Below are 19,181 nucleotides of genomic sequence, written 5' to 3'. Positions count from 1 at the left end.
ATACCAGTGGACCGAAAGATGAGCACGATGCAAGATTCCAAGATCAGCGCCCGCGGCGTACAAGTCTATTACGGCGAAACACATGCCATCAAGGATGTCAGTGTCGAGATCGCCGACAATACTGTCACAGCATTTATCGGCCCGTCAGGTTGCGGGAAATCGACCTTCCTGCGCTGTCTCAACCGGATGAACGACACCATTGATATCGCACGAGTATCGGGCGACATCCTGATTGACGGCGAAGACATCTATGACCCGCGCATTGATCCCGTACAGCTGCGTGCCAAGGTCGGCATGGTGTTTCAAAAACCGAACCCGTTCCCGAAGTCGATCTATGATAATGTGGCTTACGGCCCGAAGATCCACGGTCTGGCCCGCAACAAGGCTGATCTGGACGTGATTGTCGAAAAATCCCTGCGCAAGGCCGCCCTTTGGGAAGAGGCCAAGGACCGGCTTGATAAGCCCGGCACCGGCCTGTCAGGTGGTCAGCAGCAGCGCCTTTGCATCGCGCGCGCCATCGCGACTGCGCCCGAGGTGTTGCTGATGGACGAGCCATGTTCTGCGCTCGACCCGATTGCCACAGCGCAGGTCGAGGAACTGATCGACGAGCTCCGCCAGAGCTATTCGGTGGTGATCGTCACCCACTCGATGCAACAGGCCGCCCGTGTAAGCCAGAAAACCGCGTTTTTCCACCTTGGTAACTTGGTCGAATACGATGACACCGACAAGATTTTTACCAACCCGCAAGACCCGCGGACGGAAAGCTATATTTCCGGCCGGATCGGGTAAGGAGACACCGCTATGAACGATCATATTTCGTCGGCCTATGACCGTGATCTCGAAGGGATAACCACGCTGATCATGCAGATGGGTGGTCAGGTTGAAGAGGCAATCCTCAAGGCGGTCAAATCCCTTTCGGACCGTGACACCGAACTGGCTGAAGAAGTGCGCGAAGGCGACAAGAGCATTGATGCGCTGGAGATCCAGATCAATGACGAGGCCGCACGTACCATTGCCCTGCGCGCCCCTGTTTCCAAAGACTTACGCTCCGTTCTTACAGTGCTTCGCCTTGCGGCATCGCTTGAGCGGATCGGCGACTACGCCAAGAATATCGCCAAACGCACAAGCGTGCTTGTCGAAATGAACTCGGTCAACGGGTCTGACGCGGCCCTGCGGCGCATGGCGCGCGAGGTTGAGCAGATGCTCAAGGACACGCTGGATGCCTATTTGCGCGGGGATGCGGAACTGGCCGAGGACGTGCGCCAGCGCGATCAGGAAGTGGATCAGATGTATAACGCGCTCTTCCGCGAGTTTCTGACATTCATGATGGAAGACCCGCGCAATATTACGCCCTGCATGCATCTGCATTTCATGGCAAAAAATATCGAGCGCATGGGCGATCTGACCACGAATATGGCCGAACAGGTCATCTATCTGGTGACCGGTGAAATGCCGGAAGAGGCGCGGCCGAAAAGTGACAAAACAGCTTATGTGACAGATCCGGGCTAAACCAATGACCCAACATCCCCATGTTTTGGTTGTCGAAGACGAAGCCGCTCAGCGCGAGGTCTTGGGCTATAATCTGGAAGCAGAAGGGTTTCGCGTGACCCGCGCCGAAAACGGCGAAGAGGGTCTGCTTTGTGTCGCCGAAGATGCGCCGGATGTCATCGTTCTGGACTGGATGATGCCAAATCTGTCAGGGATCGAGGTGTGCCGGCGGCTGAAGATCAGCCATGAGACCCGCGCGATCCCGATCATCATGCTGTCGGCGCGCGCCGAAGAGGTGGATAAAGTCCGTGGGCTGGAAACGGGTGCTGACGATTATGTCGTCAAACCCTATTCCGTGTCCGAACTTATGGCGCGTGTGCGCGCACAGCTGCGCCGTGTGCGTCCGGCAACGGTGGGGCAGGTGCTGACCTATGATGACATTGTGCTGGATGCGGAAACCCACCGTGTGACGCGCAATGATGTGGCACTCAAGCTTGGGCCAACCGAGTTTCGTCTGCTGTCGACGTTCATGGAAAAGCCCGGGCGCGTGTGGTCACGCGATCTGCTGCTCGATCGTGTCTGGGGCCGCGATATCTATGTCGATACCCGGACCGTTGATGTGCATGTGGGCCGGTTGCGCAAGGTTTTGACGCAAAATGGCGGCGCTGATCCCGTGCGCACGGTGCGCGGGGCAGGCTACGCCCTGGGTTAGTTTCCCCAAGGGCCGTGGTGTCCTTCACCGCCGTCGACACGTGCAAAGCCGTGGGCGCCAAAAAAGTCACGCTGGCCCTGGATCATGTTTGCCGTGCCGCGTGCGGTGCGCATGGCATCAAAATACGCCAGACCCGATGACAGCGCAGGAACGGCCAGCCCGTGCAGCGCCGCTTGTGCCACCACATTGCGCAGCGCGTTGTGCGTGTGCTTGAGCCGGTCTGCGAAACCGGAGGCCATCATCAGATTGCGTTCAGGGTTTTCGCGCAGCGCAGTCGCCATATCATCCAGCATATCAGAGCGGATGATGCAGCCCTCGCGCCAGACTTCGGCAATTGCGGGCAGGGGGAGTGCCCAGCCATATGTGTCTGATGCCTTCTCGATCATGCCGAACCCCTGCGCATAGCACAGGATCTTGCCCGCAATCAGCGCCTCTTCCAGCGCGTCCAAGGATAGCACATCATGGGCAATATGGTGCGGAGCCGCACCAAAAAGCGCCTCGCCAGCCGCGCGTTCTTCGCGTTGAGAGGACAGGTTCCGCGCCACAACGGCCGCCTCAATTGCGGGGATTGCGGCCGCGAGATGCTGGGCCTCGATCGCGGTCCAGCGGCCGGTGCCCTTTTGGCCCGCCGCATCGACGATCACATCCAGCATGGGTTTGCCTGTTTCGGGGTCCACCGCAGCGGCGACTTTGCCGGAAATCTCTATCAGATAACTGCGCAGTGGGCCGTCGTCCCATTTGGCGAATGTCTCTGCGATGGCTGCGTTATCCATGCCCAGCCCGTCACGCATGATGCCGTAAACCTCGGCAATCATCTGCATGTCGGCGTATTCGATCCCGTTGTGAACGGCTTTGACGAAATGTCCGGCACCGGCTTCGCCCATCCATGTGGCACAGGGCGTGCCCTTATGTTTGGCAGAAATCGCTTCCAGGATATGTGCGACGCGGTCCCAATGTTCCCGCTTGCCGCCGCCCATGATGGAAGGACCGAAACGCGCCCCTTCCTCGCCGCCTGACACCCCGATGCCAAGGAACGGCAGCTCGCCCGCGTCCTGCATCCTGCGGTTGGTATCGTGGAAATTCGCGTTGCCAGCGTCGATGATCATATCGTTGTCATCAAGCAGGGGCCGCAGCGCCTTGATCTGGTCATCGACCGGTGCACCGGCAGGCACCATCAGAATAATCGCGCGTGGTGATTTGAGCGCGCGCACGAGATCCTCAAGCGTTTCGGTCGGCGTGATGCGGTCTGACAGATCGCCGGCGCTCTTGTGAAATTCACGGGTGGTTTCGGTCGTCCGGTTCCAGACGGCGATATCAAACCCCTTGTCAGCGATGTTGAGTGCGAGGGCCGCACCCATGGTGCCAAGGCCGATCAGACCGATTTCTGCGTTGCTCATGATATGGGGCCTTCTTGGTTATGGCGTCAGATATTGTGCCGCGACAAAGATCACATAGGCGGCCATCATGATAATACCGGCGGTCCGGTTCAAACGGCCGACGGTAAGCATCCACAGCGTGAAGAGAACCGCCACACCCACTGTGATCCAGAGATCCGCGCCAAGCAGGACCGGGTCGACGTCTAATGGCGCGATGACGGCGGTCAGGCCGATGATTGACAGGATGTTAAAGGTGTTGGAGCCGATAATATTGCCAAGGATGAGGCCCACGGATTGCTTGCGCGCGGCGGCGATACAGGTCGAAAGCTCAGGCAGGGAGGTGCCGAAAGCAACAACAGTCAGGCCGATAATCGCTTCTGGAACACCGATAGCCGAACCGGTTTGCACGGCCCCTTTCACCAGCAATTCCGAGCCGACACCCAGTGCTGCAAGACCTGCCAGAAGAATGACAATCGCGCCTTTCATCGTGGTGATGCTGGGGGTGTCGTCGTCATCGTCGTCTTCTTCGAGCGGGATGCTGTCCGTTTTGTACTGGTAGAACACGAAGGATGCGAGAATGGCGAACATGACCAGACCAAGGATCTGGTTGAATCCGCCGGTCAACATACCAAAGGCCATAATGCCCGTGGCCAAAAGCATCATGCAAAGGTCTTTGATCAGGTCTTTGGGGCGCGCCGTCACCTGAAACACGAAAGCCGTGGCGCCCAGAACCAAGAGGATATTCGCAACATTCGACCCAAGGACATTGCCCAATGCAATGCCGGGGTAACCCTGAAGGTTCGCGGTGACCGAGGTGAAAAGTTCCGGCACCGACGTGCCGAAAGAGATGATGGTCGCCCCGATAAAAAGCGGCGACAGCCCCGTGCGCTCGGCGACAAAGACGGCGGCATCGACCGTCCAGTCACCACCTTTGATCAAGAGATAGATGCCGAAGGCCATGGCGCCAGCGGCAAGGACAAAAAGCTCATAGGTGCTGAGTTCAATCAAAGCAGACTTCCAGGTAATTGGTCAGTTTTATATGCAGTGCGCGGCGAATATCCTATTTGGCCCACAAGTGTAATAGCGATTGTCCACGCGGATCGCTGTGATTGCCGCGCCGCGTATGCTGTTGGACATGGGACATTCCCGTTCATGCTTGCCCTTTCGTACGATTTGTCGACCACGTAGGCCGCCAAAAACATGATTAAAGGTCTGATCCAAAATATAAAAGGGAGCGAGGCTTTTGCGCCGCTCCCTTTCCTATTCAAAGGTTCTGTTAGCCTATGCCGTGACTTTGGGCTGCGACAGCTTGGCCATCAGATACAGGGCAACGGCGCCGCCTATCCCGATCAGGTCTGTCAGCCAGCCCCCTGCAATCATGCAAAGTGCGACAATCATCAGGCCAATCCGGATCGGCAGTGCGGCGCGATTGCCAACCCACCAGCCTTGCACACCCGAGGACAGCAGGAAGACCCCGAATACCGCTGTTATGCCGGCACGGATCACCTCAAGCCATGTCCCATCCATCAGGATCGCACCGTTATAGAAGAACATGAAGGGCACGATGAAGGCCGAGATGCCGATCTTGAACGATGCGACGGACGTGGCCATCGGGTTCGCCCCCGAAATACCCGCCGCCGCATAACTGGCCAAGGCCACAGGTGGCGTGATGGCAGAGACAACAGCGAAGTAGAACACAAAGAAGTGCGCCGTCAGCAACGGGATACCCAGTTGCACAAGGCCCGGTGCCACCACGGATGCCGCCACAGCGTAGGCCGCCGTTGTTGGCATGCCCATGCCCAGCAAGATCGCGATACACATGGCAAAGAACAGGGCCAGCAGCTGGTTGGCTTCGGCAATGTTCAGCAGCACGGACGAGAAGCGCGCGCCAACACCGGTGAGCGAGATGACACCCACGATGATACCGGCACAAGCACAGACCGCGATGATCTGGATCGACATGATACCGGCAAGCTCAAACGCTTTGGTAACCGACCGCAGGCCCATCCGGTACGGTGTGAACCAGCTGACCACCGCGGCCGATGCCGTGGCGAGCGTGCCCGCACGGATGACCGAATAGCCCATGAAGAGTGCGGCAATCAGAATGATGATCGGCAGGAACAAAAAGACGCGGCGGACCATGTCCTTCAGTTTCGGCAGTTCATCTTCGCGCATCCCGCGCATGCCCAGTTTGGCAGCCTCGAAATCGACCATGAAGTAGATCGACACAAAGTAGAGGATTGCAGGAATGATCGCGGCAATAGCGATGTCGGTATAGGGAATACCCGTTATCTCGGCCATGATGAAGGCACCGGCACCCATGATCGGCGGCATGATCTGACCACCGGTTGAAGCGGCCGCCTCAACAGCGCCTGCCGTTGTTGGTTTGTAACCCACCTTTTTCATCAGCGGGATCGTAAGCGACCCTGTCGCCACAACGTTCCCCGCCGAGGTGCCGTTGATCATCCCCATCAGGCCGGAGGCAAAGATCGCCACTTTCGCAGGGCCGCCGCGTGCGCGGCCAGCCATCGCAAAAGCGAAGTTCACAAAATAGTCGCCGACTTTGGACGCCTGCAGGAAAGCGGCAAAGATGATGAACAGAATGATATAGGTCGAGGACACAGCCGTCGTTGGCCCAAGAATACCGGCATCGGTATAGACTTGGCTAAAGAACCGCTGCCACGTGATATCGGGGGCGTTCAGGAAGCCCGGCAGCAGGTCACCCACAAAAACGTAGACCAGAAAGATGCCCGCGATGACGATCAGCGCCATGCCGGCCACACGGCGGGTCAGTTCCATAATCAGGGCAGTGCCGGCAACCGCGGCGATGCTCATACCGATGGGCGCAAAGGGCGTCCCGGTCGCATTGCGCATCAATGTGCCGAAGATCGTGATCAGATACATCGCAACCGCGATGCCGCAGACGCTTAGCAGCAGATCGGCAGGGGCAATTGTCCCGCGGACGCGGGGACGCAGCCAGCCTAGGACGATCCCTGCGATTGTCGCCGCTATCAGTGGATAGCCATAGTGATAGATTTCCGCGTTGCGGATCCCTTCGTCCATGCCATTCCACATGACACCACCCTGAATGTCCGCGGCGAACCCAAGGGCGGTCCAACAGGCGTAAAGGGCAGGAAGCAGAGCCACATAAGCCAGATAATCCAGTGGGCTATGTGTATCGGCGTCCTCATCAGGAAAGGCGCGCGCGGAATAGAGCGTGAAGCCAAGGATCAGCGCACCGGCCACGTGGACGATGCGAAAGTTCCACGTCTCCATCGGGAAAACAGGAAGGAAGGGTATATTGATTCCGGTCCAGCCGCTGATTGACCAACCATTCAGAGCGGCCATATGAAACAGCGCGTAAAACGCCGACATCCCGGCGATGACCAGATATGTCCGGCCGGTAAAGATCCGCCGGTTATGCTCAACCGGTTCTTCGTCAACGCCTTCGGCCAGAACGGGGCCTTCGGTTTGATCGTCCAGTGTTTTATCGGTTGTCATGGTGTGGTCCTCGCATGCGTGGAGAATGCCCTCATGGGACATTTAGCTTGCATCAATACTGTCTGAGTTATCAAGAGGTCCGAGGTCGCCTGAAACAGCGACCTCGGGAGATCAGGGTTTAGTTACCGAAGATCTGGTCGGCAGGGATGTCAGCGCCAGCGTTCTCAATGAACCACTCGGCTGCACCTGGGTGCCAAGGCAGAACGCCTGCGTTCTTTGTCCAGTTCTCTGGCAGTGTGGAACGGGCGGCACGGTGGATGTTCACCATACGCTCGTTGTCGGACATGACGACATCCACAGCGGCTTTGACGAAGGATGCTGGCAGGTCACAGTTTGCAATTGCAAAGTTCCACATGGAAACCGAACGCGCCGGTGCTTCCAGTGTTGTGTATGTGTCAGCTGCGATGTCAAATTCAGAGACCGGGAAGGCCGCCATGATTGCTGCTTGCTCTTCTTCGGTGAACTCGATGATGTTCACGTCAGTTTGCACTTCCAGCTGGGAAACAGCAGGCACAGGCACACCGGCTGCGAAGGCGATCACGTCCAGCAGACCATCCTGCAACTGGCCACCAAGGTCGCCCCAACCGCCGTTGCGGCGCTCGAAGTTTACACCCAGCTCTTCCATCATAAGCGGGAAGTATGTGTCGGATGTTGAACCAGCAGGGCCAAAACCGATACGTGCGCCATCAGGGATATCCGCGATCGATGTGATGCCGGAAGAGGCAAGTGTCGTCACCGAGAACGGTGTCTGGTACATCGGGAACATCGCACAGGCGTTGGTCATTTGCAGACCTGGTGCAATCGGGTTGGTACCGGCGATGGATTCAGCCGCTGGACCCATTGTTGTCATGCCGAACTGCGCGTCACCAGTGTGCACAAGCGCCATGTTCTGCATTGGGCCACCGGTTACTTCGCCGCCGCCTGTCAGGCCCAGCTCTTCGGCCACCAGGTTGGCCCAGCCGGAACCATAAGCAAAATAGGTGCCGCCCTGGGATGCTGTCCCAACGGTAAAGCTCTCTGGCCAGCCTGTACGGTCCTCGTGACCGGCGGCAAAAGCTGTTGTTGCTGTCAAAGCAGTTGTCGCGATAAGCGCTGCAAATTTCATAAGGTCTTCCTCCACTAGTTGATCCTGATCTCTCCAAGATCAGGGCGTGATCACAAGCACGCGAGGTGCAAGTAGATCGCATGGCGGGCACTTCCACTTTGTTTGACTGCAAGCACAAGGTTTCAGCCGCACTGTTTGCGATAACAGTTAACACTTATACAGGACGATGGGTCGCAAAGGGGACAAACGGGGTCAGACATGTGTCGAAACGGGTGCATTTCAGCCGCTTTGGTCTGCGTCGGCCTTGGACAGTCCATATTTCTGCATCTTCTCGTAGAGGGCTTTGCGCGACAGCCCCAACGCCTCATAGGTCTGTTTGAGGCTGCCGCCTTGCGCGGTCAGGGTTGCCATAATCAGCGCGCGCTCGTGGTCGGCCATCTTTTGGGCGAGCGATTGCGTTTCGGTTTCTGTCGCGGTTGTCACTGTCGGATCAAGTCCCAGCACAAAGCGATCCGCCGCATTGCGCAGCTCGCGCACATTGCCCGGCCAGTTTTGCGTGGCCATGCGTGCCAGAACATCCGCAGGCACATCGGGGGCTGGTTTTGAGTAGCGCGCCGCAGCTTGGGCCGCGAGATTAAGAAAGAGTGACGGGATATCGTCACGCCGCTGATCCAGCGTTGGCACATGCAGCGTCACGACGTTCAGCCGGTAAAGCAGGTCCGCGCGGAATTGGCCTGCAGCAACAGCCTCTGACAAATCTGTTTTTGCGGCAGCAACGATGCGGATATCAAGATCAACCGGATCATTCGCCCCCAATCGCGTGATTTGTCGCGCCTGAATGGCATGAAGCAGTTTCGCCTGTACGCTGACGGGCAGGCTGTCGATCTCATCGAGAAATACCGTGCCCTTGCGGGCAAATTCGAATTTCCCGAAGCGGGCCCGCATCGCACCCGGAAAGGCTCCGGCCTCGTGCCCGAATAGTTCGCTTTCCACCAGATCGACGGGCAGGGCAGCGCAGTTGATATGGACAAAAGGGTGGGGGCCACGGGCAGACAGATCATGTAACGCATGGGCGGTCATGTCTTTGCCGACACCGGTCGCACCTGTGATCAGCACATCGGCGTCTGTGGCGGCAATTGTGCGGATCTGTTTGCGCAAAGCCACCATTGCATCCGAGCGCCCGATCAATCGCGCCTCAAGCTTGTCCCGCCCGCCAACCTCGCGTTTGAGCGCGCGGTTCTCGATGGTCAGCCGCCGTTTTTCCAGCGCGCGGTGGATCGTTGACACCAGCCGCGAAGGCGCGAAGGGCTTCTCGATGAAATCATAGGCCCCCTCGCGCATGGATTGCACCGCAAGGTTCACATCGCCATGCCCCGTGATCAGGATCACCGGAAACTCGGGATCAAGCTCAAGCACCTTGCGCATCAGCCAAAGACCATCGTGATCCGGCATGCGGATATCCGTCACCAGGACCCCTTCAAAGCCACGGCTGATCTGTGCCAGCGCCAGTTCCGCCTTATCAAGAACCACCGCAGGAATATCGGCCAGCATCAGCGTCTGGCTGGTCGCGTGGCGCAACTCTTCCTCGTCATCGACAAAGATCACGGTCTGTTTCATTGCGCGGCCACTTCCATAGGTGTTGCCGGTTGCAATGTGACCGTAAAGACCGCGCCCCCGTCAGGATGGTTCGCAGCACTGAGCGTGCCGCCAAAATCGCTCACGATATTAAAAGAGATCGACAGCCCCAGCCCAAGCCCCTTGCCGGGTGCTTTGGTGGTAAAGAAAGGATCAAATATATTGGCAATCGCATCATGCTCAATACCGGGACCCGTGTCGCGGACCTGCAGGCGCGTGTTCTCGATGCGCAAGTCGACAATCCGTTCGGGTTGATCTGCCATCGCGTCAAGCGCGTTGTTGATCAGATTGACGATGACTTGCTGTAGGCGCACGTGCCCGCCCGTGACCCAGATTTCTGATTTTGGTGGCGTATAGGCGATTTCGCCGCCCTCTGACGTCAGCCGCATGTCAATCACTGCCAGCGCATCCTGCACAACGGCATTGAGCAACAAGGGACCAGTGGCTTGCTGGGGACGGCGGGCAAAATTGCGCAAATGCGCCGAGATCGTGGCCATCCGGTCCGCCATTTTTGAGATGCGGGTGATATTGTCTTTTGCCTCGGCCACCCGACCACGATCAAGGAATGCGCCCGCGTTGTCGGCATAAGACTTCACCGCCGCCAGAGGCTGGTTGAATTCATGGCTGAGTGCAGCCGACATTTGCCCCAGCGCCGAAAGCTTGCCCGCCTGAATAAGATCGGTCTGGGTCTGGCGCAAATCACCCAATGCGGTTTCAAGATCGGTGGTGCGTTCAGCGACCGCGGCTTCCAGCAAGCGTTTCGCCTCTTTCTCTCGGGCAAGGGCCTCGGTCTGGCGCGCTTGCTTGAGGAGATAGGCAAGCAGCGCGCCAAGGAGCAAAAGACCCGTGAGGCCAGCAATCAACATTGACCGCAAAGCGCTCAGCGTCGCGGGGCCAAGCGGCGAGAGTGACGACATCGTCCAGTCGAGATCAGCAAGGCGCTGCGCGGTCAGAATATAGGTTTCGCGCGTCTCACCTTCGATCGTGACCAACCGCGCATCCGCATCGAGCGGCCGCACTGTGATCGGCAAAAGCTCGATCCGGTCAATCGGGTACTGCAGGTTCTGTGCAATCAGCCGCAAGGTGGCGTCACTCAGCGGGCGCATCGCGCGGAAATGCCAGTCAGGGCGTGAGGACATGAAAACAAAGTCATTGCGGTCCGCGACCATGAATTCGCTGTTGGCCCCGCGCCAAATGCTCTCAAAGGCCGAAACGTTGAATTTGACCGCCAGAACCCCGACGATCCGTTCGCCATCTTCGACAGGGGCCGCATAGAAATAGCCGCGCTCGCCTGTGGTCGTGCCGTAGACCGAAAAACTGGACAAAGCCCCGTTGAGCGCTTGGGTGAAATAGGTCTGGTAATTGAAGTTGCGCCCCAGAAAGCTGCCCGGTTCGCGATAGCTTGCCGCGGCGATGGTCAGGCCCGAGATATCCATCAGATAGACATCGCTTGCCCGCACCGTAGCTGCGGTTTGGCGCAGATCCTCGTTCACGGCCGCCACAAGTGCGGCGTCATCGGGGTTATTGAGCAGGTCAATCAAGGTGCTGCGTTCTGCGATCAACGCGGGCAGGGGGGCATATCTGTCAACAGCGGCACGCAGGCCCTCGACCGCCAGTTTCAGCGGCACGGCGTCTTTCTCGGCTTGTTGGCGCATATAATGCCGCTCAAGCGCGGGAAATGACACCGTTCCCGCAAGCACCAGAAGTGTGGCGATCACAGCAATCAGGCCAAAGATGCGAGGACGGGTCAAATGCATGCATATCTTATGGTGCACAGGGGTATGGCTGCACAATCAGAAATTCGCGCGCAATGCCCCGTAGATGGCGATGCAACCGGTTGCATATTACGTGTATGAAGCTAGAGTATCGCAGTCTTTGGGGGAAAGCCGCGTCTCATGTACCTGTTATTCAACATACAATTTCTGTTGCCGCAGGCTTTGCGCCCTGTGCGAAAAGCGATTTGCCTGAGATCGGCAGGGAGGGTTGCGCGTGCGGTCTGATCAACCCAAACCGGGGTTCTTCGATCTCGGGGTGCCGTTCTTTTTGCCGGTATGGCGCAGGGTTGTGACGGTCGTTCTGCCCTTGCTGTGGGCCGTGGTTGAATACGCCAATGGCGCGCCGCTCTGGGCGCTGTTGTTTGTGGCACTTGGCGGGGTCGCGATCTGGAAATTCGCGACGACGGATTGGGCGGCTGTGGCCGCAGAAGCGGAGAAAGATGCCACGCGAGACCGCTAGAGGGACAATCACCCTGAGGGATGTGGCGTTGCTTGCAGGCGTGTCGCGGTCCGCTGTGTCGCGCACCTTTACCGCGGGCGCCTCGGTGTCGGACAAGACCCGTGCCAAGGTCGAGAAGGCTGCGGCGACTTTGGGCTATAGCCCCAATGCGCTTGCCTCTTCGCTGACCACAGGCCGGACCAAGATGATCGGTCTGGTGTCGAACAACTTCCACAATCCGGTCTTTCTCGAGGTCTTTGATCTGTTCACCAAAGGCCTGCAAGCGCGGGGCCTGCGCCCTTTGCTGGTCAATCTCACCGATGAGGTGCGCCCCGAGGACTCGATCCGCATGCTACGGGCCTATTCGGTGGACGGGGTGATCGTTGCCTCATCGACGCTGCCCGCCAGCTTTGCGGAAGGGTTCCATGACGCGGGTGTGCCCGTGGTCCATTCCTTTGGGCGCCATATAGCGAACCCGCGGGTGAACGTGCTGGGGATCGACAATATCGCCGCAGGGCGATTGGCGGCCAGGACGCTGATTGAGCGGGGCTACCAGCGGATAGCATTTCTAGGCGGGCCTGCGACGGCGACCTCGACACAGGACCGTTTTGCAGGGGTTGCAGAGGTGTTCAGGGCCTCCGGACTTGATCTCTCGTTCAGCTATGCCAGCAACTATTCCTTTGATGCGGGGCGCGCGGAAATGCTGCGGCTGTTGGCGGCAGGCGCACCGGCGGAGGCCTATTTCTGTGGCGATGATGTGCTGTCAATCGGGGCGCTTTCCGCCATTCAGTCTTCTGGTCTGCGGGTACCTGAGGATATCGGGGTGATCGGGCTCAATGATATGGAAATGGCAGGGTGGGCGAACATCAACCTCACCACGATCCACAACCCCTTTGCACAGATTATTGCGGCCTCGATTGATGTGATCGCGGCCAGTCTGAACGACAACAGCCGCGCCCCCGAGGCGCGGCTGTTTGACTGTTCCATCGTCGAGCGGGGCACTTTGCGCCCCTTGCCGTAAGGTGGATTTCAATCCACCTTACCGGAACATCGGTGGGCGCGCATCCAGCCACGCGCCGTCCGCTTTGCCGGATTCGGCCACAGCATAGACCGCCGCCATCGACCGCAAGCCATCTTCGGCGCGCGGATAGAGGTTCGCCGCCGGATCCATCATGCGGCCTTCCTTGCGCGCACGGATCGCTTCGGCGAGATCGGCATAAATATTGGCAAAGGCCAGAGGCATCCCTTCAGCGTGGCCGATGGTGACGCGGCTGGTGCGATCCGCCTCGGGCGAGAGGTTCGCCTCGCCGCGTTCAATCACCTGCAGGCGCTGTCCCAGCGGCATATAATAAAGCTGGTTGGGCTGTTCCTGGCTCCAGCGCAGGCCGCCGGTTTCGCCGAAAACCTGAATGCCCAGACCGTGCTGACGGCCAATCGCAATCGAACTGGTCCAAAGCCGCCCCACAGCGCCGCCATCCATCCGGAAATTCACCATGGCGTCGTCTTCGAGCGTACGCACATCAATGCAGGACACCGTGTCAGCCGAGAGCTTCGTCACTTCCTGACCGGTCACAAAACTGGCCATGTGCAACGCGTGGATACCGCAATCGGCAAATTGTGCCGAGACACCTGCCTGAGCCGGATCATAGCGCCAGCGCACGCGCGGGTTATCGGCATCGCTCGCATCGGCGTGGTGGCCATGGGCAAATTCGGCGTTGACCAGACGGACTTTGCCGATGTCACCGCGCGCGATCATCGCCCGCATGTGGCGCACCAGCGAATAGCCCGTGTAGCCATAGTTTACCGCGCAGATATTGCCGGTCTTTTTGGCAATCTCGACGATTTCCTCGCCTTCTTCCACGGTCATGGTCATGGGCTTTTCGCAGAGCACATGAAACCCGTTCTCGAGGAACGCCTTGGTGATTGCGAAATGCGTGGAATTGGGCGTGGCAACCGTAACCAGATCAACGCGGTCGTCGCGCTTCAGCTCGCCTTCCAGCATGTCCTGCCAGCCGCCATAGGCACGGTCGCCAAGGCCAAGGCGTTGCCCGTAATCAATGCCATATTCCGGCCGGTGATCCAGCGCACCCGCACTGAATTCAAAAAGCCCGTCCAGCCCTGCACCCAACCTATGTGCCGGTCCGATCTGGCTGCCTTCACCGCCGCCAATCATGCCCCATTTCAGTTTTGTCATCGTCGTCAACTTTCGTCTGTTAGGTTTTAGAAACCAATGGATTCGAGATATTTGCGGTTGCTTTCGGCATCCTCAAGCGGCGTGCCGGGCAGGGCAGGGTCGCAGTCCTGCTCGACAGTGCACCAACCTTCAAATCCTGCATCCAGAAGGATTTGATGCACGGCGGGGAAATCGACATCTCCCTGACCAAGGTTACAGAAAATTCCTTGTCCGCAGGCCTTGTAAAAATCTGTCCGCTTGGCGACCACATCCGCTTTGACCACCGGATCAATATCCTTGAAATGCATATAGCTGATGCGGTCGATGTGCCGCTTCATAAAGGCGACCGGATCAAAACCCGCATAGGAATGATGGCCGGTATCAAAGCAGATTTTCAGGATGCTTTCATCGACCTCGTCCAGCAGGCGCTCCAGCTCCGGCTCGAAATCCATGAAACCCGCCGCATGGGCGTGGATACCAACGGTTAGCCCGTAGTCCTCAGTGCCCATTTTCGCAATCGTCGCCAGACGGTCGCGAAAGGCGGTCCATTCGGCCTTGTCCATCTGTTCGGCCTCGGTGGCGCGTCCGGCGGTGGGTGCGCGGCGCGGCGAGATGCTGTCGATCAACACCAGATGCTGCGCGCCGTGAGCCACCAGCGCCTTGCAGGTCCGCACAGAGGCGTCCATCACGTCATCCCATTTCGCAGGATCGTGGAAAGCGCGGAAAACGACACCGCCAATGATGCTGAGTTCGTTCTTATCCAACTCTTCGCGCAGCACAGCAGGGTCCTCGGGCATATAGCCGATGGGGCCAAGCTCGATCCCCTTATAGCCTGCGCTGGCGCATTGCTGCAGCACGGATTGCCATGTGGGATAGGCAGGATCAGAAGCGAATTCGATACCCCACGAACAGGGGGCATTGCCGATATTGATCATATCATAGGTCTTTCGGTTAGTAGTCTGAGACGTCGACCCAGGTTTGCTTTTCGCTTGAGTCAATGGCGGCTGTCACGACGCGATTGACCTCAAGCCCTTCTGCAAACGTGGGCCAGATATTGGTTCTGGTGGCGATGGCGGTCAGGAAATCCTTGGCCTCTATGATGATCTGGTCCTGATAGCCTGTGCCATGGCCGGGCCCTTGGCAAAAGGGCAGATAATCAGGGTGGGCAGGGCCGGTCAGAATCTTGCGAAACCCCCGTTCGGCCTCGGGACCTTCCATGGTGTAAAGGTGCAGGGCGTTCTGGTCTTCCTGATCAAAACGGATCGCGCCCTTGGTGCCGTGGATCTCATAGGCATAGCCCATCTTGCGGCCTGTCGCGATCCGGCTGAAAAACAGATGCCCCTGCGCCCCATTTTCAAACCGACACATGAACTGTGCCTGATCGTCGTTGGTGACGGCTATGTCGCCGCGTTGGGCATGTACGGTTTCGACCTGCGCGCAGAGGGCCGCAATCGGCCCGATAAGCGCGCGTGCGGCGTTGATCATATGAGGGGCAAGATCACCCATCGTCCCGTTGCCCATGCCTTGGCAGCGCCATGTGGCGGGCAGGGCGGGGTCGGCAAAAAAGTCTTCGGTGTGTTCGCCACGGAACCATGTGATATCACCGATGCGGCCATCTGCTACAAGTTGACGGGCGTATTGGGCCGCAGGGGTGCGGATGTAGTTGAAGCCGACCATGTTGATCGCACCTGCCTGTTTGGCGGCCTCGGTCATCGCAATGGAATCGGCCAGCGTCGCACCAAGCGGTTTTTCGCAGAAAACGGGCTTGCCCAAGGCAAAAGCCGCAAGCGCGATATCGCGGTGGGTGTCCTGCGGAGAGGCGATGACGACAGCCTCGACTTTTGGATCATGCACCAGCACCCGCCAGTCGGCGGTACCGCGCGCAAAGCCGAAGGCCTTTTGATACCTTTCAGCCGAGGCATCCGATGACGCGCACACCATTTCCAGACGCGGCCGCAGGGCAGTATCGAAAATTGCGCCAACAGAGGCGTAGGCCGCCGCATGCGCCTTGCCCATATAGCCGCCGCCGATAATCCCGATACCGATCTCTGTCATGTCCGCTCCCCTTCCCAGAAACCGGTTGCAACCGGTTGCAAAATGCGTAACGTTCTTTCTGGTGGTTGGTCAATAAACAATCGCGACCGACGCAGGAATTATGCGCCGATGGGGGGACGATCATGGGGCACATCGCCGAAACGGTCACGCTGACAACGGCACAGGCCATTGTGCGTTATCTGGCCAATCAGTGGATCGACATCGACGGGGTCGAAACCCGCATTTGCGGCGGCGGCTTTGGCATTTTCGGCCATGGCAACGTCACCTGTCTGGGTGAGGCGCTTTACAACGCACAAGACGCGCTACCACTTTATCGCGGACAGAATGAGCAGGGGATGGGTTTTGCCGCCGCCGCATATGCCAAGACCTATTTGCGCCGCCGGTTCATGTTTTGCACCGCATCCGCCGGTCCCGGTACGGCGAACCTGCTGACGGCTGCCGCTCTTGCCCATGCGAACCGTCTGCCGATGCTGATGCTCTGTGGCGACACCTTCATCACCCGCTTGCCGGACCCTGTCTTGCAGCAGCTTGAGCATTTCGGCGATCCCACTTTTGGCGTGAATGATGCCTTCAAGGCCGTGACCCGTTTCTGGGACCGGATCACGCATCCTGCGCAGGTGATCCAGTCGCTGCCTGCGGCGCTTGCCACCATGCTGGACCCCGCCGATTGCGGGCCCGCGTTTCTTGGCCTGCCGCAGGATGTGCAGGGCTGGAGCTATGATTATCCGCGCAGCTTCTTTGACAAACGTGTGCACCGCATTCGCCGCCAGATGCCTGACAGTGAAGAGGTGGATGATGCGGTTGCCCTCCTGAAATCCGCCAAGCGTCCGATGATCATTGCGGGGGGCGGTGTGCAGTATTCCGGCGCAGTGGCGGAACTGACCGCATTAGCCGAGGCCACGGGGATTCCGGTGGTGGAAACCATCGCAGGGCGCGCCAATCTGGTCCATGATCATCCGCTCAATATCGGGCCGATTGGGGTGACCGGATCGGACAGCGCCAATACAATCGCGGAAGAGGCGGATGTGATCCTGGCCGTCGGCACGCGCCTGCAGGATTTCACAACCGGATCATGGACGGCCTTTGCCCATGATGCCAAGCTGATTGGCCTGAACGCGGCGCGCCATGATGCGGCGAAACATATGTCGGCCACGGTCGTGGGCGATGCGAAACTGGGGCTGGGGGCGCTGCAAGAGGGGCTTTCATCCTACCGCGCACCACAAGGCTGGACCACGCAGGCGCAAGCGGAGCGCGCGACCTGGAACGATTACGTGGCCGAGAATACGCGCGTTGGGAACGGCCCTGCGTCCTACGCGCAGGCCATTGGTGAAGTGAACCGCCTGTGTCACCCCCGCGACCGGATTGTTGCGGCGGCGGGTGGTTTGCCCGCCGAGGTAACCGCCAACTGGAAAACACTGGATGTCGGCACGGTTGATGTGGAATTCGGGTTTTCCTGCATGGGATACGAGATCGCGGGCGGCTGGGGTGCGCGGATTGCACAGGCGCAGAAGGAACCCGCACGTGATACCATCGTTTTTACCGGTGATGGATCTTATCTTTTGATGAACTCCGACATCTATTCTTCTGTTCTCACAGAGAAAAAGCTGATCGTCATGGTGCTGGACAACGGTGGCTTTGCGGTCATCAATAAGCTGCAGAACAACACAGGCAATGAAAGCTTCAATAACCTGATCGCGGATACGCCGACAGCGACCGCGCAGGTGGATGTGGATTTCGAAGCGCATGCCAAGGCGATGGGGGCTGAGGCAGAAACCGTCAGTTCGCCTGCAGAGTTGGAGGCGGCCTTCGGGCGCGCGCAGGCGGCCAAAAACACCTATGTGATCGTCATGAAGGTCGACCCGTATGAGGGCTGGACGACGCAAGGCCACACATGGTGGGAAGTCGGCACACCGCATGTGACGACCTCGGACAAGGTGCGCAAAGCCCATCTCGATCAGGAAGCAACCCGTCACAAGCAACGGAACGGTGTATGATGGCGGGGCTGATTGAGGGCATAGGCGCCAACAACTTTCTGGTCGTCGGGCGTGCGGGTATCGATCTGTTCACCGATGCGGGCGTGGCGACCGAAGATGCGGAAACCGTTACTGTGGGGCTGGGCGGGTCATCGGCCAATATCGCCGCTGGCATCTGCAAACTGGGCGGGCAGGCCGCACTTGTCACCCGTGTGTCCGACGACAGCATCGGCAGTTACTGTATCGGACAGTTGAAACGGTACGGCGTTGGCACCGAATATGTAACGCCGGTGGGGGGCGAATACCGCAATTCACTGGCCTTCTACGAAAGCCGCGTCGCAGGCCACCGAAATGTGATTTACCGCAACGGTGCCGCTGACTTCCAGATGGATGCAGATGATGTCGCCGCCGTGGATTATACCAAATTCGGCGCGCTGATCACGGCCGGCACAGTGTTTGCCGCCGAACCATCGCGCAGCGCGACGTTTGACGCCTTTGCACGCGCCAAAGCCGCGGGCCTGCCGATTATCTTTGATGTGGATTACCGCCCGTATTCATGGCCCTCACCGCAGGTCGCCGAAGAGGTTCTGAGCCGTGCCGCAGCCCAATCGGATATGATTATCGGCAATGACGAGGAATTCGGCTTTATGGCGGGCGGGATTGACCAGGGCCTTGCCAAAGCACGTGCGCTGGCCGCCAGCACCGCCACAATTGTGGTGTACAAGATGGGCGAAAAGGGGGCGATCACCTTTGCCGCGGGCGAAGAGATCCGCACGGGGATCTGGCCTGTCGAGGCGCTGAAACCCACAGGGGCAGGGGATAGCTTTATGGCCGGACTGGTCACGGGTCTGGCCGAGGGGCAGGATTTGCGCGGCGCGCTCCTGCGTGGATCGGCCTGTGCCTCTGTGACCGTATCCCGCCCGGGCTGCGCGCCTGCGATGCCGGATCGCGCGACATTAACCAAGTTTATGGCCGAACACCCCGGTCCGACCGACGCATAAAGGACAAA

General features: G+C 58.8%; 16 protein-coding genes. 7 read left to right on the top strand and 9 right to left on the bottom strand.

Going from position 1 to position 19,181, the window contains the following annotated elements; translation table 11 throughout:
* Nucleotides 1–27: 27 nt before the first annotated feature.
* Genes pstB through phoB form a run of 3 tightly spaced genes read left to right on the top strand, consistent with a single transcriptional unit; the run spans nucleotide 28 to nucleotide 2,200 of the window.
* The gene (gene pstB / locus B0B09_RS03975) at nucleotides 28–789 is read left to right on the top strand and encodes a phosphate ABC transporter ATP-binding protein PstB (RefSeq protein WP_242654389.1); all 762 of its coding nucleotides are present in this window, start codon (nucleotides 28–30) and stop codon (nucleotides 787–789) included.
* Between the two features lie 12 nt (nucleotides 790–801).
* Nucleotides 802–1,509 (top strand): phosphate signaling complex protein PhoU, encoded by a 708-nt coding sequence (phoU, locus tag B0B09_RS03970; protein WP_055292842.1) that lies wholly within the window; start codon nucleotides 802–804, stop codon nucleotides 1,507–1,509.
* A gap of 4 nt (nucleotides 1,510–1,513) precedes the next feature.
* Complete coding sequence (gene phoB / locus B0B09_RS03965) at nucleotides 1,514–2,200, top strand: phosphate regulon transcriptional regulator PhoB (RefSeq protein WP_076658457.1); 687 nt, start codon at nucleotides 1,514–1,516, stop codon at nucleotides 2,198–2,200.
* On the opposite strand, the gene gnd is transcribed toward phoB, so the two are convergent.
* The 6 genes from gnd to B0B09_RS03935 all read right to left on the bottom strand — a co-directional run bounded on the left by gnd (nucleotide 2,197) and on the right by B0B09_RS03935 (nucleotide 11,514).
* A complete protein-coding gene (gene gnd, locus B0B09_RS03960; RefSeq protein ID WP_076658456.1) occupies nucleotides 2,197–3,597 on the bottom strand; it encodes an NADP-dependent phosphogluconate dehydrogenase in 1,401 nt (466 codons plus the stop codon). The two genes, phoB and gnd, sit on opposite strands and share 4 nt — an antisense overlap.
* An 18-nt stretch (nucleotides 3,598–3,615) precedes the next feature.
* Nucleotides 3,616–4,584: a calcium/sodium antiporter gene (locus tag B0B09_RS03955; protein ID WP_055292839.1), complete on the bottom strand. Its 969-nt coding sequence runs from the start codon at nucleotides 4,582–4,584 to the stop codon at nucleotides 3,616–3,618.
* A gap of 273 nt (nucleotides 4,585–4,857) precedes the next feature.
* The gene (locus tag B0B09_RS03950) at nucleotides 4,858–7,077 is read right to left on the bottom strand and encodes a TRAP transporter permease (RefSeq protein WP_076658455.1); all 2,220 of its coding nucleotides are present in this window, start codon (nucleotides 7,075–7,077) and stop codon (nucleotides 4,858–4,860) included.
* A 118-nt stretch (nucleotides 7,078–7,195) separates the two neighbouring features.
* A complete protein-coding gene (locus tag B0B09_RS03945; RefSeq protein WP_076658454.1) occupies nucleotides 7,196–8,182 on the bottom strand; it encodes a TAXI family TRAP transporter solute-binding subunit in 987 nt (328 codons plus the stop codon).
* A gap of 219 nt (nucleotides 8,183–8,401) precedes the next feature.
* Nucleotides 8,402–9,739: a sigma-54-dependent transcriptional regulator gene (locus tag B0B09_RS03940; RefSeq protein WP_055292836.1), complete on the bottom strand. Its 1,338-nt coding sequence runs from the start codon at nucleotides 9,737–9,739 to the stop codon at nucleotides 8,402–8,404.
* The gene (locus B0B09_RS03935; RefSeq protein ID WP_076658453.1) at nucleotides 9,736–11,514 is read right to left on the bottom strand and encodes a sensor histidine kinase; all 1,779 of its coding nucleotides are present in this window, start codon (nucleotides 11,512–11,514) and stop codon (nucleotides 9,736–9,738) included. The genes B0B09_RS03940 and B0B09_RS03935 overlap by 4 nt, the downstream gene beginning before the upstream one ends.
* Before the next feature lie 232 nt (nucleotides 11,515–11,746).
* Here B0B09_RS03935 and B0B09_RS03930 point away from each other — a divergent pair, with 232 nt between their 5' ends.
* Nucleotides 11,747–11,992 (top strand): hypothetical protein, encoded by a 246-nt coding sequence (locus B0B09_RS03930; protein ID WP_311135448.1) that lies wholly within the window; start codon nucleotides 11,747–11,749, stop codon nucleotides 11,990–11,992.
* Nucleotides 11,973–12,992, top strand: coding sequence for a LacI family DNA-binding transcriptional regulator (locus tag B0B09_RS03925; RefSeq protein ID WP_076658452.1), 1,020 nt, complete (start codon nucleotides 11,973–11,975; stop codon nucleotides 12,990–12,992). The genes B0B09_RS03930 and B0B09_RS03925 overlap by 20 nt, the downstream gene beginning before the upstream one ends.
* 18 nt (nucleotides 12,993–13,010) lie before the next feature.
* Here B0B09_RS03925 and B0B09_RS03920 read toward each other — a convergent pair whose 3' ends face one another.
* From B0B09_RS03920 to B0B09_RS03910, 3 genes are read right to left on the bottom strand one after another with little or no spacing between them, the layout of a single operon-like run.
* Entirely contained in the window at nucleotides 13,011–14,165 is a 1,155-nt protein-coding gene (locus B0B09_RS03920; protein ID WP_076658451.1) for a Gfo/Idh/MocA family protein, read from the bottom strand.
* Between the two features lie 26 nt (nucleotides 14,166–14,191).
* The gene (locus tag B0B09_RS03915) at nucleotides 14,192–15,079 is read right to left on the bottom strand and encodes a sugar phosphate isomerase/epimerase family protein (RefSeq protein WP_076658450.1); all 888 of its coding nucleotides are present in this window, start codon (nucleotides 15,077–15,079) and stop codon (nucleotides 14,192–14,194) included.
* 16 nt (nucleotides 15,080–15,095) lie between these two features.
* Nucleotides 15,096–16,199 (bottom strand): Gfo/Idh/MocA family protein, encoded by a 1,104-nt coding sequence (locus B0B09_RS03910; RefSeq protein WP_076658449.1) that lies wholly within the window; start codon nucleotides 16,197–16,199, stop codon nucleotides 15,096–15,098.
* Nucleotides 16,200–16,321: 122 nt separating this feature from the next.
* Between B0B09_RS03910 and iolD the strand changes: the two genes are divergently transcribed.
* On the top strand, nucleotides 16,322–18,193 hold the full coding sequence (gene iolD, locus B0B09_RS03905; protein ID WP_076658448.1) for a 3D-(3,5/4)-trihydroxycyclohexane-1,2-dione acylhydrolase (decyclizing): 1,872 nt from the start codon (nucleotides 16,322–16,324) through the stop codon (nucleotides 18,191–18,193).
* Nucleotides 18,193–19,173, top strand: coding sequence for a 5-dehydro-2-deoxygluconokinase (gene iolC, locus B0B09_RS03900; RefSeq protein WP_076659782.1), 981 nt, complete (start codon nucleotides 18,193–18,195; stop codon nucleotides 19,171–19,173). The genes iolD and iolC overlap by 1 nt, the downstream gene beginning before the upstream one ends.
* Nucleotides 19,174–19,181 lie beyond the last annotated feature (8 nt).

This window comes from Yoonia rosea (assembly GCF_900156505.1).
GTDB classification, from domain to species: Bacteria; Pseudomonadota; Alphaproteobacteria; order Rhodobacterales; family Rhodobacteraceae; genus Yoonia; species Yoonia rosea.
Note: the sequence above shows the minus strand (reverse complement) of the source record. Positions and strands in the feature narration are given on the sequence as shown.